General features: G+C 63.9%; 9 protein-coding genes. 4 read left to right on the top strand and 5 right to left on the bottom strand.

Features of this window, described 5'->3' with window-relative positions:
- Nucleotides 1-14 precede the first annotated feature (14 nt).
- Both SAMIE_RS16010 and SAMIE_RS16015 read left to right on the top strand, forming a co-directional pair.
- Nucleotides 15-227: a DUF2093 domain-containing protein gene (locus tag SAMIE_RS16010; RefSeq protein ID WP_066699798.1), complete on the top strand. Its 213-nt coding sequence runs from the start codon at nucleotides 15-17 to the stop codon at nucleotides 225-227.
- Nucleotides 224-1072, top strand: coding sequence for a M23 family metallopeptidase (locus tag SAMIE_RS16015; RefSeq protein ID WP_083952445.1), 849 nt, complete (start codon nucleotides 224-226; stop codon nucleotides 1070-1072). Before SAMIE_RS16010 ends, SAMIE_RS16015 begins: the two co-directional genes overlap by 4 nt.
- On the opposite strand, the gene SAMIE_RS16020 is transcribed toward SAMIE_RS16015, so the two are convergent.
- Nucleotides 1073-1624 carry a hypothetical protein gene (locus tag SAMIE_RS16020; RefSeq protein WP_408641244.1) on the bottom strand — a complete coding sequence of 184 codons (552 nt, stop codon included), beginning with the start codon at nucleotides 1622-1624 and terminating at the stop codon, nucleotides 1073-1075. It abuts the gene before it with no gap.
- A 327-nt stretch (nucleotides 1625-1951) separates the two neighbouring features.
- Between SAMIE_RS16020 and SAMIE_RS16025 the strand changes: the two genes are divergently transcribed.
- Nucleotides 1952-5011 carry a TonB-dependent receptor domain-containing protein gene (locus SAMIE_RS16025; protein ID WP_217998376.1) on the top strand — a complete coding sequence of 1020 codons (3060 nt, stop codon included), beginning with the start codon at nucleotides 1952-1954 and terminating at the stop codon, nucleotides 5009-5011.
- Nucleotides 5012-5095: 84 nt separating this feature from the next.
- Here the strand turns inward: SAMIE_RS16025 and tnpC are convergent, their stop codons facing one another.
- The 4 genes from tnpC to clpB form a co-directional block, all read right to left on the bottom strand.
- A complete protein-coding gene (gene tnpC / locus SAMIE_RS16030; protein WP_066522435.1) occupies nucleotides 5096-6589 on the bottom strand; it encodes an IS66 family transposase in 1494 nt (497 codons plus the stop codon).
- Nucleotides 6590-6883: 294 nt separating this feature from the next.
- Nucleotides 6884-7255 (bottom strand): IS66 family insertion sequence element accessory protein TnpB, encoded by a 372-nt coding sequence (gene tnpB, locus SAMIE_RS16035; RefSeq protein ID WP_062346440.1) that lies wholly within the window; start codon nucleotides 7253-7255, stop codon nucleotides 6884-6886.
- Nucleotides 7252-7665, bottom strand: coding sequence for a transposase (locus SAMIE_RS16040; RefSeq protein ID WP_062346444.1), 414 nt, complete (start codon nucleotides 7663-7665; stop codon nucleotides 7252-7254). The genes tnpB and SAMIE_RS16040 overlap by 4 nt, the downstream gene beginning before the upstream one ends.
- A 116-nt stretch (nucleotides 7666-7781) precedes the next feature.
- On the bottom strand, nucleotides 7782-10361 hold the full coding sequence (gene clpB / locus SAMIE_RS16045) for an ATP-dependent chaperone ClpB (protein WP_066700790.1): 2580 nt from the start codon (nucleotides 10359-10361) through the stop codon (nucleotides 7782-7784).
- 209 nt (nucleotides 10362-10570) lie between these two features.
- Here clpB and SAMIE_RS16050 point away from each other — a divergent pair, with 209 nt between their 5' ends.
- Nucleotides 10571-13438, top strand: a complete 2868-nt coding sequence (locus SAMIE_RS16050) for a M16 family metallopeptidase (protein WP_066700803.1) — start codon at nucleotides 10571-10573, stop codon at nucleotides 13436-13438.
- The last annotated feature ends 6 nt before the right edge of the window (nucleotides 13439-13444 follow it).

Genomic DNA, 13444 nt, shown 5'->3' on the forward strand with positions numbered 1-13444 from the left:
CCCAGGACCGCCCCATGCTGATGTCCAATCGCGACCGGCCCGCCCGGCTCCACTATCTGCCCTATAGCTTCCGTGTGCTACAGGCGGGCGATCATGTGCTTTGCGCCGTGACGGGCCAGCGTATCGCGCTCGATCAGTTGCGCTACTGGAGCGTGGCGCGACAGGAGGCCTATGCCAGCGCCGAAGCCTCCACGCAGGCGGAGCGGAAGGCCGGCACGATCCCATGAAGCGTGGCGTCCTGGGCATCGCCGCCGCATTCGCCCTTCTTCTTCCAGCGAGCGCGGCTCTCCCGCAGCAGCGCGCCGACCTTTTCGACCTCTCCGGCGAGCCGGGGCAAGGCGCGGTTCTGACGGGCCAGGCACCGGAGGGAACCGTGGAGTTGCTGCTCGACGACAGACCCGTGCCGGTGGCCGCCGACGGCCGGTTCATCATCGCCTTCGATCGCGATGCACCGCCCGTCGCGCGGCTTCGCGCCCGGTTGCGGGACGGGCGCACGCTCGACCAGAGTATCGGCATTCCCCCTCGCGAGTGGCGTCTGGAAAGGATCGACGCGCCGCTCCTTCCGACGAAGGACAATGAGAGCTTTTTGGCGCTGAGGCGGCCCGAACTGGACGCCATCGCGTCCGCCCGCAGGATCGTGACCGATGCGCAGGGATGGCGCCAATCCTTCGTCTGGCCGCGGATCGGGCGCATATCCGGGCTATTCGGATCGCAGCGCATCTATCAGGGAACGCCCGGCGCCTACCACAGCGGCGTCGATGTGGCTGGCGCGACAGGAGAAACGGTAGTCGCCCCGGCCGATGGCGTGGTGATCCTGGCCGCCGTCGACAAGCCCTTCACGCTGGAAGGCCATCTGCTGATGATCGACCATGGCCATGGCCTCAACAGCGCCTTCCTGCATCTTTCGCGGATCGACGTAAAATTCGGGGATCATGTCCGTCAGGGGCAGCCGATCGGCGCAATCGGCGCGACGGGCAGAGCCACCGGACCGCATCTCCACTGGGGCATGAAATGGAACGACGCGCGGATCGACCCGATGCTGTTGGCGGGGCCGATGGGGAAAAGCGGGTAATCAGCCTACCCGCTTCATCCGCACCGCGCGACCGCCATCAATCTTGCCCAGGAAGCTGCCCAGCGTCGCGCGGCGAATCTCGATCTTCTGTCCGATCTTTGGAGTGGGGCCCGCAATCGCTTCCGTGGTTGTCCACTGAGCGCCGTCTTCCAGCCCGATCTGCCACTTGCCATAGCCAAGGCTGCGTAGTGACCCGATCATCGCTTCAATATGACTGAAGCCCTCTTCCTTCGCCTGCGCCTCATCCTCTTCGCCTCCCCCCAGGAAGGGCAGTTTCGGGAAGGAAAAGCCAAACAGGGTCTTGCGCGTCTTCTTCAGTTCCGTCTTGTCGAGCACGACGACTTCGTCACGGTGGGCGGCCTCGTCCATCTCTCCCACCTGCCGGTCGAAGCAGGCAAGGCGCTGGGCATTATCCGCTATTCCCCTGCACTGGAGCAGGTCCGTAAAAATCGCCGCTCGCGGCTGCTGCGTTTTGGGTGCGGCGGTCGCGCCGCCCGTTGCAACCACGGCCACCATTATCGCCGCTACCAACCGGCCCGTTCTATTCATCATCTGCACCCCCGACATGAGCTGAATGCCACAATGCACCGACCGGTGAATGCGTCAACTCGTATCCGGCAGAACCATTTCAGCAATCATCATCATGCCCTCGGCTGCTGCATCTTTACTACATTGCGTAGGCAGACCGGGCAATTATCTTACGGATGCAGCCCAATAGGGGCAGCGCGACCGCTGTTGCATTTTTGATACATGGCTGCCCAAAAGCGGACCACGGTCTTTTCGCCTGCTTTACAGGGCGTCGAACCCCTTGCAGTTTCGCCCGATCCATATGGGAGGATCGCTGTCGGGCACCTTAATCCCTCCATTTGGGCCACTCAAGTGGCAGACCATCTGCCAAACTCCAGAGCAAGGGACTGGACTGTGAAAACATTTTCGAAAAGGGCACTTCTGCGTGCCAGCGCCGCTCCGGCGATCCTGAGCGCGTCGCTGATCGCCAGCGCGGCATTCGCACAGGATGCACCGCAAGGCGCGGATGCGGCGGACAGTGACACCATCGTCGTTACCGGCTCGCGCATTGCGACTCCCGTTATCGATGCGCCCAACCCCATTCAGGTCGTGACCGACCAAGTCATCCGGTCGACCGGGGCGATCAACCTTCAGGAAACGCTGCTCCGCAACCCGGCATTCGGCACACCTGCAATCAGCCGTAACAATTCAAACTTCTCCACCTCGAGCGCGGGCGTTGCAACGGTCGATCTGCGCAATTTGGGGTCGGACCGCACCCTGGTTCTCGTCAATGGCCGCCGGTTCGTCGCCGGTGTTCCCGGTACCTCGACGGTCGACCTCAACAGCATTCCGACCCAGTTCATCGATCGGGTCGACGTCCTGACGGGCGGCTCTTCGGCTGTCTACGGATCGGACGCGGTTGCTGGTGTGGTCAACATCACGCTCAAAAAGGACTATCAGGGAATCGAAGCCAGCGCGCGCACCGGCATTTCGGAGCATGGCGATGACTCGCAGCGCGAATTCAACCTGATGCTGGGTGGCAATTTCGACGACAATAAGGGCAACGTGCTGGTTTACGCCGGCTATACGAAGCAGGGCGCAGTGTTCTCGCGCGGCCGCTCGCGTTCGGCGATCGATCAGATCAGTTGTGTTTATGTAAACTGCGATGTCGATCAGATCTTCGAGCCTTACGCGCCCTATTATTCGAGCTTCGCGCCTCAAGGCCGTTTCTTCGTCGGACCGCAGGCGACGCAGACTACTCAGGCCCAGCAGTTTACATATGACAAGAACAACAACCTGATTCAGGGCTTTTCGACCAACGGAAATGCCACGCGTGCGGCGGATGGCTTCAATCGTTCGGCATATCGCACCATCGCGATCCCGACGGAACGCTATCTCTTGGCCCTGAATGCTCATTATGAGATTTCGGACTCGGTCAATGTCTTCCTCGAAGGCAACTACGCTTCCACGAAGGTGCGGACGGAACTTGAGCCATTCCCGATGGATTCGGCTGGACCGAACGGGATTTTCCCGGCGACCGGTGGTCGTTTCAACATCGAAGGGCTGTCGATCAATCCTGCAACGGGCGCTTCGGTTCTGACCCGCAATCCGCTCGTGCCGCTGGCGATCTACAATGCCGCTACGGACACGACGGGCGACGGTCTGCGTGACATCGGCTTTACCAAACGACTGTCCGAGTTCGGCAACCGCGGCAGCAGCGTCGACCGCGACACTTTCCGCATTGTGGCCGGTGTCAATGGCGCGCTGTCGGATCGCTGGAATTACGAGGCCTATTATAATTACGGCCAAACCCGCGAGTCGCAGCAGAACCAGGGACAGGTCAATGTTCTCAACTTCGCCAACGCTCTGAATGCGGTTCAGGACGTCTACGACCTGAACGGCAACGGCAGCACCACCGATGCCATTTGCGCGGATGCGCAGGCGCGTGCCCAGGGTTGCGCACCTGCCAATATCTTCGGCTATAACGCTCTCAGCCCCGAGGCGATCAATTACATCATCGCGCCAAGCTCGGTGACCAGCCTCACGACCCAGAGTGTTGCCGGTGCAAGCATCGTGGGCAGTCTGCCGGGCCTTTCGGCGGGCGACATTGGTATCGCCATCGGCGCCGAATATCGTAAGGAACAGTCGGAGCAGGTGTTTGACGCTCTGACCAACGCAGGCCTGAACGGCGGCAACAAGCTGGCCAACACCTACGGTCAGTTCCATGTCTGGGAAGGCTATGGCGAAATCCGCTTGCCGATTCTGGCGGACACGCCCTTCTTCCACCGTTTGGAACTCAGCGCGGCTGGCCGCGTGTCGAAATATTCCACGGTCGGCACGGTGTATAGCTATAACCTGTCCGCTTTGTGGGCGCCGGTGCAGGATATTCGCTTCCGCGGCACCTACTCCCAGTCGACCCGTGCTCCCAACGTTAGTGAACTCTACGGCGGCTCTGGCCAGGATTACCCCAGCGATCTGAGCGACCCCTGCGACGGCATCACTGCGACCAGCACGGGCACGCTGGCGACACAGTGCCTTGCCAATGTAGGTGTTCGCGCCAACATCGCTGCCAATGGTTCGTTTGTGGTCAACCAGGCCGATATTCAGGGCATCAGCGGGTTCAACAATACGAACCCGAATCTGAATGAAGAACAGTCAAAGTCCTGGACGGTAGGCGTGGCGATCAATCCGCGCTCGGTCGATGCTTTGCGTAACCTGACGCTGACGGTCGATTACTTCAACATCAAGATCAAGGATGCGATCACGCAGTTGCCGCGTTCGTTCATCCTGTCGCAGTGCTATAATGCGGGCAATGACGACTATTGCAGCTTCATCACGCGTCGTCAGGCCGTTGCGGGTGCGAATAGCGCCGGGTCGCTGGAATTCATCGACACGACACTGTTCAACAGCGGTGGCCTGCGGACCTCTGGTCTCGACGTGACGTTGGGCTACTCGCAAAATGTGGCGGGCGGTCAGGCGAATTTCAATGTTTCCTATACCCATGTGTTCAAGGGTTATGTGATCCCTCTGCCCGGTGCAGGCCGCGACAACTTTGCGGGCGAAAGCGGCGCTTCGAAGGATCGCGCAACCGGCGCTCTGGGCTGGATCAACAAGGATTTCGGCGTCACGTTCACCGGCACCTATATCGGCAAGGCCTATCTTGATGACCAGTTCATCATCGGTTCGCGGGGCGATACGGACATTCACTCGAGCAATTATCGCATCAAGTCGAAATTCTACCTCGACGGGCAGATCAAGTTCACCCCGGGCGACAATTTCGAGTTCTTCTTCGGTGCGAATAATCTCCTGAATACCTCGCCGCCGCCGATCATCACCGGCCTGCCGTTCAACACGACGGGAGCGGAGACCGACGCGAGCACCTACGATCCCATCGGCCGCCGCTATTACACCGGCGTCCGCGTGAAGTTCTAAGCAACTTAAAGATCGGACGAAGGGGCGGCTCCATCGTATCCGTCATCCCAGACCCACGTGGCGGAAACGTGCCGGTCAAGCGTCTTAAGAGGGGGCGTTGCGCCCGGCGATCTTGGGGAAGTGCCAGGGCATGAGGGAATCGAGGTCCTTGTTGCTATGACCGTTGGCAAGCTTGGTGAGGGTGGCGGTGAGCCAGGCGAGCGGATCGACGTCCGAGAGTTTGCACGTTTCGAGAAGGCTGGCGAGCACCGCCCAATTGTCTGCCCCGGCATCGCTGCCGGCGAACAACGAGTTGCGGCGCGACAGGGCAATCGGGCGGATGCTTCTTTCGACCGTGTTGGTATCGAGCTCGACGCGGCCGTCGAGCAGGCAATAGGTGAGCTGCTGCCAGTGGTTGAGCATATAGTTGATCGCTTCGGCCATCTTGCCCTTGGCGCTGAACCGGCCGAGGTTCTTCGAGAGATAGTCGCGCAGGTTATCGAACAGCGGCTTCAGTATCAGCTGCCGCCCTTCGAACCGCGCCTCGGGCGAGGTGTCCCTGAGCGTCGCCTCGATCTTGTAGATCGCCGAGAAGCGACGGAGCACCTCGTCGGCAACGGGCTCCTTTTCGCGGAAATCGTAGAACTTGCGCCGCGCGTGAAGCAGGCAGAATGCGAGGGTGACGCCATTGCGGCGCTTGATCTCATTGTAGCCGGCATAGCCGTCCACCTGGAGCACCCCGGCGAAGTCGCCGAGATGGTCGATCGGATGCATGCCGCCGCGGCCGGCGGCGTACATGTAGACGACGGCGGGCGGCGCGAGTCCGCCCCATGGCCGATCGTCGCGGGCATAGGCCCACAGCTGGCCGCTCTTGGTCTTGCCGGTCCCGGGCGCCAGCACGGGCATGCGCGTCTCGTCGGCGAACAGCTTCACCGAACTTCGCAGCTCGGCGAGCAGATGCTGCCTGAGCGGAGTCAGCCACCATCCGACGCGCCCGACCCAGTCGGCGAGCGTTGCCCGGTCGAGATCGATCCCCTGGCGGGCGTAGATCTGGGCTTGCCGGTAAAGCGGAAGGTGATCGGCGTAGCGCGCGACGATGACCTGGGCGACGAGCGCGTCGGTGGGCAGGCCCTGATCGACGATGAAGCTTGGCGCCGGCGCCTGGGTGACGCCGCCCTCGTCGCAGCCGCGGCAGCCATAGCGCGGACGGCGGGTGACCAGCACGCGGAAGATGGTGGGCACGACGTCGAGGCGCTCGGTGACGTCCTCGCCGATGACATGAAGATCGTTGCCGCAGCAGGCACACTGCTTGTCTTCGATGTCGACGACCTGCTCGATACGCTCGAGATGGGCGGGCAGCGCTCCACGGTTGTTGCGGCGGCGGCGCTTTGTCTCGCCGGTCGCGTCAGCCTGGTCGATCAGCGCTTCGAGCCCGGCCTCGGCGCGCGACAAGGCAGCTTCGAGCTCTTCGAGCACGAGCTGGTACTGGTCGGGATCGAGCCGCTCGGCGCTCTGGCCGAAACGGTGGCGCTTGAACTGGTCGAGAATGTCGTTGAGGCGCTTGACCTCATCGCGGGCGGCCGCGAGCGCGTCCTCCATCTCGGCGGCCTTCGCCTCGGCGATGACGGCGGCGTGTTCGGCCGCTTTCGCGGTGGCGAGCGCGATGATCTCGCGCGCCTCAGCTTGGGCCGCAGCGCGGGCGAGCGCCTCGTTCTCGGCGTTGATGCGAACGATCTGCTGGTCGCGTTCGGCCGCCTCGGCGGTCAGCTTCGCGATGGTCGCGAGCAGCGCAACTGGGTCTTTGCAGGAGGCCGTCAGCGGGTCCATGGCAGGCATCGAATCACATGCGTAACGACGCGTCCAGCGCAGTTGACTCGGCCTGTCGCGACTATCTCACGCATCAGCGAAACCCTCGATTTTAGGCGGATTTACGCGCCTTGGCGCGCGGTGCCGACGCCAGTCCATGCCCGAGGTGAGTGCTGCCATCTGCGCCGCCGTGATCGAAAAACTGCCATCGACCGCCGGCGGCCAGGCGAATCCTTCGGCGGCCTCGGCGCGCTTGGTCATCAGCCAGATGCCGGTGCCGTCGAACCACAGAATCTTCAGCCTGTCCTTCCTCTTGGAACGAAAAATATAGGCGACTCCGCGCCACGGATCCTGGCTCAACTCGTGCTGGACCTTGGCCACCAGCGTGTCGATGCCGCAGCGGAAATCGATCGGCTTGGTGTAGATCAGCACCTTGGCGTCGCTGCCCGGCCCGATCATCGCGCCCTCAGCAGCGCTGCGATTACCGAGGCGACCAGCGTCGAACTTGCGCCGTGGGCGACCATCACTGGCACGCCGCGCACTTCCATTGCGACCTGCACCACCGCGTCCGGCAGCAGCCGCGCGTTCGCGGCCTCCGGTTCGAGCAGCACCGCCGGCACCGATGTCGGCTCGATGACCGCCGGCAGGAACATCGCCCTGTCCTCGCGCGCCGCGTCCTCCGCCATCTCGCGCAACTCGCGGCGCCAGGCATATATCTGGGCCGGAAGGACATCGAAACACGCGGCCACCTCCGCCATGCTGCACGCCGGATCGAGCGACAGCTCCACCACCGCGCGCTTCTCTTCCAGCGTCCAGCGCCGTCGGCGCCCGTTCTCCACGCCGCCACTGCCGTCGATCTCTTGCTCCACAGTCACCCCGCCGAATCAAATTACGCGATATGCACGCGGGACACTCAAAGCTCATGGCCATCTACGCCACGTGGGTCTGGGATGACGGATACGCTCCATCCGGAGCCGCCCTTTTTTTATACCACTTCCAGCCTTAACGCCCCATCGCCATCCTCGACCCTGACCGTTGATCCGTCCGGCACTTCGCCGCGCAGGATGAGGTCGGCGAGCGGGTCCTGCAGGTAGCGCTGGACCGCGCGCTTCAGGGGTCTGGCGCCGTAGACCGGATCGTAACCGACCCGCCCCAGCCAGGCGCGCGCGCCTTCCGTCAGATCGAGGCTGATCTTGCGGTCCTTCAGCAGCTTGCCGATGCGGTCGACCTGAATGTCGACGATCGGCGCCATATGGCTCGCGCCCAGCCGATGGAAGAGGATGATCTCGTCCAGCCGGTTGAGGAATTCGGGCCGGAAATGGGCGCGCACCACGTCCATCACCTGATCCTCGACCTTCTCCACCGGATCGTCATCGCCCAGCGCCGCGATATACTGGCTGCCGAGGTTGGAGGTCAGCACGATGATCGTGTTGGTGAAATCCACCGTCCGGCCCTGCCCATCGGTCAGGCGGCCGTCGTCCAACACCTGAAGCAGCACGTTGAACACGTCGCCATGCGCCTTTTCCACTTCATCGAAGAGGACGACCTGATAGGGGCGGCGGCGGACGGCTTCGGTCAGGACGCCGCCTTCCTCATAGCCGACATAGCCGGGAGGCGCGCCGATCAGGCGGGCGACGCTGTGCTTCTCCATGAATTCGCTCATGTCGATGCGCACCATCGCGCTGTCGTCGTCGAACAGGAAACCGGCGAGCGCCTTGGTCAGCTCGGTCTTGCCGACGCCCGTGGGGCCGAGGAAGAGGAAGGAACCGAGCGGGCGGTTGGGGTCCTGCAGGCCAGCGCGGCTGCGGCGAACGGCGGTCGACACGGCCTTCACCGCATCGGCTTGCCCTATGACGCGCTTGCCCAGTTCCGCCTCCATCGCGAGCAGCTTCTCGCGCTCGCCCTCCAGCATCCGGTCGACCGGAATGCCGGTCCAGCGGGAGACGACGGCGGCGATGTCCTCGCTCGTGACTTCCTCGCGCAGCATCGCGCCCTTGGATGCGGACTGCGCTTCTTCCAACTGCTTTTCGAGCGTCGGGATCGTGCCATATTGCAGCTCGCCCGCCCTGGCATATTCGCCCGATCGCTGCGCCTGCTCCAACTGGATGCGCGCAGCGTCGAGCTGCTCCTTGAGCTTCGCTTCGCCTGCGATCTTGTCCTTTTCCGCCTGCCAGCGCGCCGTCAGTTCGGCTGACTGCTGTTCCAGATTGGCGAGATCGCCCTCCAGCGCGGCCAGCCGGTCCTTTGACGCCTGATCGCTTTCCTTGCGCAGCGCCTCGCGCTCGATCTGGAGCTGCATGATGCGGCGGTCGAGATTTTCGATCTCTTCGGGCTTGCTCTCCACCTCCATGCGGATGCGGCTTGCCGCTTCGTCCATCAGGTCGATGGCCTTGTCGGGCAGAAATCGGTCGGTGATGTAGCGGTTGGAGAGGGTCGCGGCGCTGACGATCGCGCTGTCGGCGATGCGGACGCCGTGGTGCGTCTCATATTTGTCCTTGATGCCGCGCAGGATGGAGATGGTGTCCTCCACCGTGGGTTCGCCGACGAACACGGGCTGGAACCGGCGCTGGAGCGCGGGGTCCTTTTCGACATATTTGCGATATTCGTCGAGCGTGGTCGCGCCGATGCAGTGCAGCTCGCCACGCGCGAGGGCGGGTTTCAGCAGATTGCCCGCGTCCATCGCGCCTTCGGATTTACCCGCGCCGATCAGCGTGTGCATCTCGTCGATGAACAGGACGATCTGCCCTTCCGCGCCCTTTACCTCATCGAGCACGCCTTTCAGCCGCTCCTCGAATTCGCCGCGATATTTGGCGCCCGCGATAAGCGACCCCATGTCGAGCGCCATCAGGGTGCGGTCCTTGAGCGTGTCGGGCACGTCGCCATTGGCGATGCGCAGCGCCAGCCCTTCGGCGATGGCGGTCTTGCCGACGCCGGGATCGCCGATCAGGACGGGATTATTCTTGGTGCGGCGGGCGAGGATCTGGATGGTGCGGCGGATTTCCTCGTCACGGCCGATGACCGGGTCGAGCTTGCCATCCTTCGCCGCCTGAGTCAGGTCGCGGGCGAATTTCCTGAGCGCATCGTAGCGGTCCTCCGCGCCCGCCGTGTCGGCGGTGCGGCCACCGCGCAACTGGTTGATCGCGGCGTTGAGAGCGTCGGCCTTCACCCCGGCGGCGGCGAGCGCCTTGCCAGCGGCGGTCGTGGTCGCGAGGGTGAGCGCCAGCAGCAGCCGCTCGACGGTGACGAAGCTGTCGCCCGCCTTCTGCGCCACCTGTTCGGCGGTATCGAGGACGCGCACCGCATCATTGTCGAGGCCGGGGGTCTGCTGCGCGCCGCTGCCGGAAACGGACGGGACTTTCGCCAGCGCGGCATCGGTATCGCGCAACGCGACCTGCGGCGATCCGCCCGCCGCGCTGATGAGGCCCGACGCCATACCCTGTTCGTCTTCCAGCAATGCTTTCAGCAGATGTTCCGGGCTGATCCGCTGGTGGCTCATCCGGATAGCCACGGTCTGCGCCGACTGGAGGAAGCCCTTGGCGCGGTCGGTGAATTTTTCGAGGTTCATCGCAGTCCCAATCAGATTTGGAATGCCGTGGATGTAGTGTTGCCAAAAAACAACACAAGGGTCCGGGCAAGATAATGATCGCAGGGGCGGCGATCCGCAAGGCGGAGGAAACTTATCCTTGTTGCGCAGACGTCTGGCCCCGCTATGCTGCGGCCATTCACGGCGCGTCCGTCGCCGTGCCGGTCCCCACGCTGATGCAAGAGGCCTTCATGATCCTGTCCCCCCTGTCCCGCCGCCTCACCCTGACGGTCGGCCTGTCCGCGCTGGCCCTGACACCGGTGACGCAGGCGCTTGCACAAAGCGCCACAGCGTCGGCCGCGCCCGCTCCGCTCTCCAGCCTCGTGTCGAAGGTCGATATTCCCTATGAGGAATTTCACCTGTCCAACGGGCTGCGCGTCATCGTCCATACCGACCGCAAGGCGCCGATCGTCGCCGTGTCCGTCTGGTATCATGTCGGCTCCCGCTTCGAACCGGCGGGCAAGACCGGCTTTGCGCATCTGTTCGAACATCTGATGTTCTATGGCTCGGAAAATGCGGACGGTCCCTTTTTCGGGCGGCTGGAGGACATTGGCGCGACCGACTGGAACGGGACGACCTGGTTCGACCGCACCAATTATTTCGAGACCGTGCCGACCGGAGCACTCGACCGGGCGCTGTTCCTCGAATCCGACCGTATGGGGCATCTGCTGGGCGCAGTGACGCAGGTGAAGCTCGATACCCAGCGCGGCGTGGTGCAGAATGAAAAGCGCATGGGCGAGAATGAGCCTTACGGCCTCGTCGAATATGCGCAGCTTGCCGCGTTGCTGCCCGAGGGGCACCCCTATCGCCACTCGACCATCGGGTCGATGGCGGATCTCAACGCCGCCAGCCTTGCCGATGTGCAGAGCTGGTTCAAGACGCATTACGGCCCCAACAACGCGGTGTTGGTGCTGGCGGGCGATATCGACGTCGCGACCGCTAAGGCGAAGGTCGGCAAATGGTTCGGCAACATCCCCGCCGGTCCCGCGCCCAGGGATGTCGATGCCGCCGTGCCGACACTGCCCAGGGATGCCGAAGTCACGATGCACGACAATGTCGCGGCGACGCGGCTTTATCGCAACTGGATCGTGCCGGGCGTCAATTCGGCCGACCTGCCGCAGCTCGACATCGCGATGGCGGTGTTCGGCGGTCTCGGCTCCTCGCGGCTCGACAATGTGCTGGTGCGCGACGAGAAGGTCGCCGTCGGCGTGAAGGCCAGCATCCAGCCGTTCGAGAAGCTCTCCATCGCCGAAATCACGGTGGACGTGAAGCCGGGGACGGACCCGGTGGCGGTCGGCAGGCGGCTGGACCAGTTGCTTGCCGATTATCTGGCGAAGGGGCCGGGCGCGGACGAAGTGCTGCGGGCGGCGACAAGTCAGGCTTCGGGGACGATTTCAGGGCTGGAGAAGGTCGGCGGCTTCTCCGGCAAGGCGGTGACGCTGGCCGAAGGGGCGGTCTATTCCGACGATCCGGCGAAATATAAGAAGGATCTCGCCATCTACGCCGCCGCGACGCCCGAAAGCGTCAGCGCGGCGGCGCGCAAATGGCTGGGCCGCCCGGTGCTGCGCCTGACCGTCGCTCCGGGGGAAAGAAGCGCTGCGGACAATGCGCTGGCGGGAAATGCGACGCACCATCCCGCCTATTTCCAGCAGCCCGGCAGCCCAGCTCCGGCGGCAGCGACACCCCCCGCACCGACCAAGATCGCCGAACCGGCGATCGAACCGGTCAAGGATCTGGACTTCCCCGATGTCGAGCGCGCTGCCCTCAAAAACGGGATCAAGGTCGTGTTCGCGCGGCGGACTGCGGTGCCGACGGTGCGCGTTTCCGTGGCGTTCGACGCAGGCAATGCGGCGGACGACAAGGCGAAGCTGGGCACGGCGGGCCTCACCACCGCGCTGCTCGATGAGGGCACGACGACCCGCACCGGCAAGCAGATCGCCGAGGAGCAGGAACGGCTGGGCGCGACGATCAGCGCGGCGAATGGCATGGATCGCACCACGGTCGGCCTGTTCGCGCTCAAGCCCAATCTCGACGCGTCGCTGGGCCTGCTGGCGGACGTGATCCGCAACCCGGCGTTCAAGCCCGAGGAGGTCGAACGGCTGCGCGGGCAGGTGCTGACCCGGATCGCGGCGGAAAAGACCGAGCCGATGGCGATCGCGCAGCGGATGCTGCCCCCGCTCCTCTATGGGCAGGCGCACCCCTATGGCATCCCCTTCACCGGCTCCGGCACCGAAACCGGGGTGAAGGCGGTGACGCGGGCGGACCTGACCGCGTTCCACGATACATGGCTGCGGCCCGACAATGCGACGATCTTCGCAGCGGGCGATACGACGCTCGGCGAACTGATGCCGCTGCTCGAAAAGCGTTTCGGCGACTGGAAAGCGCCGGCGAAGGCGAAGGGCGTCAAGACGTTCCGCATGGACCGGATGATGCGCCCGGCGCGGATCGTCCTTATCGACAAGCCGCAAAGCCCGCAGTCGATGATCCTCGCGGGTCTCCTGACCGACAGGAAGGGCACCGACAATCCGGTGACGCTCCAGACAGCGAACGAGGTGCTGGGCGGCTCGACATCGTCGCGGCTCATCATGGACCTGCGCGAGACGAAGGGCTGGGCCTATTATGCCGGAACCGCGCTGCCGGGCGTCAGGGACACGATCCCGCTGCTGGTCTACGCCCCGGTGCAGACCGACAAGACAGGCGAGTCCATCGTTGCCGCGCGCAACGACATCAGCGAGTTTCTGACCGCGAAGGGCACGACCGAGGCCGAGCGCAACCAGACGATCAACAGCCAGATCCTTTCCCTGCCCGGCAGTTTCGAGACGTCATCGGAGCTGCTGTCGGCGATGATGCGCAACGACCTGATCGGGCGGCCCGACGATTATTACGAGACGCTGCCCAAAACCTATCGCGCGATGACCGCCGCCGACCTCGACAGGGCGGCGCGCGAGGCGATCAACCCCGACCGGCTGATCTGGGTCGTGGTGGGCGACGCCAAGCTGGTGCGGCCGCAGCTTGACGCGGTGGGCCTGCCGGTGGAAACGGGCACATTGGCGGATTGACGCCCA

The sequence above is a fragment of the Sphingobium amiense genome (assembly GCF_003967075.1).
GTDB lineage: Bacteria > Pseudomonadota > Alphaproteobacteria > Sphingomonadales > Sphingomonadaceae > Sphingobium > Sphingobium amiense.

Coding starts and splice junctions, on each gene's coding strand:
- clpB (WP_066700790.1), bottom strand. CDS start 10,361: ATGAACCTCGAAAAATTCACCGACCGCGCCAAGGGCTTCCTCCAGTCG.
- tnpB (WP_062346440.1), bottom strand. CDS start 7,255: ATGATCGGGCCGGGCAGCGACGCCAAGGTGCTGATCTACACCAAGCCG.
- SAMIE_RS16020 (WP_408641244.1), bottom strand. CDS start 1,624: ATGATGAATAGAACGGGCCGGTTGGTAGCGGCGATAATGGTGGCCGTG.
- tnpC (WP_066522435.1), bottom strand. CDS start 6,589: ATGGAGGACGCGCTCGCGGCCGCCCGCGATGAGGTCAAGCGCCTCAAC.
- SAMIE_RS16010 (WP_066699798.1), top strand. CDS start 15: ATGCTGATGTCCAATCGCGACCGGCCCGCCCGGCTCCACTATCTGCCC.
- SAMIE_RS16015 (WP_083952445.1), top strand. CDS start 224: ATGAAGCGTGGCGTCCTGGGCATCGCCGCCGCATTCGCCCTTCTTCTT.
- SAMIE_RS16050 (WP_066700803.1), top strand. CDS start 10,571: ATGATCCTGTCCCCCCTGTCCCGCCGCCTCACCCTGACGGTCGGCCTG.